Annotated in this window: 1 protein-coding gene; it reads left to right on the forward strand. The window is 76.1% G+C overall.

Annotated elements, in window-relative coordinates; translation table 11 throughout:
• Positions 1-1,046: DUF5682 family protein (locus AOK03_RS39775; RefSeq protein ID WP_244177956.1), on the forward strand; the 1,046-nt coding region annotated here is incomplete at both ends.

The raw sequence follows: 1,046 nt of genomic DNA on the forward strand, positions 1-1,046 counted from the left end.
GGTCCCGCTGCAGCGGGACCTCACCAGGCTGCAGCGCAGGCTGCGGCTCAAACCGGAGGCGCTGGAGCGGGAGTTGGAGCTCGACCTCCGCAAGGAGACGGATGCCGGGCGCAGCAGGCTGCTGCACCGGCTGCGGCTCCTCGGCATCGGCTGGGGCGAGCCGGTGGCGTCCCGGGGGAGCACGGGTACGTTCCGGGAGACCTGGCGGCTGCGGTGGGAGCCGGAGCTCGCCGTGCGGGTCGCCGAGGCAGGGGTGTGGGGGACCACGGTCCTGGGCGCGGCCACGGGCAAGGCGTCGTCCGACGCGGTGGGCGCGGGGGCGCTCGCGGACGTCACCGCGCTCGCCGAGCGATGCCTGCTGGCGGAGCTGCCGGACGCGTTGCCCGTGGTGATGCGGGTGCTGGCGGACCGGGCGGCGCTGGACGCGGACGTCGGGCACCTCGCCCAGGCGCTGCCCGCGCTGGTGCGGTCCCTTCGGTACGGGGACGTTCGGGGGACGGGCACGGAGGCCCTCGGTGAGGTCGCCCTCGGGCTCGCCGAGCGGATCTTCGTCGGGTTGCCGCCCTCGTGCACGGGGCTGGACGCGGACGCGGCCCTGGAGATGCGGCGGCACGTCGACGCGGTGCATCAGGCGGTGGGCCTGCTCGGGGAGTTCGGTCCGGACCGCGCGGAGGGCACGGGCACGGGAACGGCGCAGGGGGTCCGCGCGCGGTGGCACTCCGTACTGGGCGTGCTCGCCCGGCGGGAGTCCGTCGCCGGGGTCGTGCGGGGACGTTGTGTGCGACTGCTGCTGGACGGCGGGGAGTTGGGGGACGAGGAGGTCGCCCGGCTCATGGGGCTCGCGCTGTCCCGGGGGAGCGCGCCCGCCGAAGGCGCCGCCTGGATCGAGGGGTTCGTCGGGGGCGGATCCGGGGGCGGAATGCTGCTCGTGCACGACGAGCGGCTGCTGGGGCTGGTCGACGACTGGCTGAGCGGCGTGTCGGACGGCGCCTTCACCGACGTACTGCCGCTGCTGCGGCGCACGTTCTCGGCGTACGAGCCGGGGG

Source organism: Streptomyces atriruber, from assembly GCF_001418325.1.
In the GTDB taxonomy this organism is placed as follows: Bacteria; Actinomycetota; Actinomycetes; order Streptomycetales; family Streptomycetaceae; genus Streptomyces; species Streptomyces atriruber.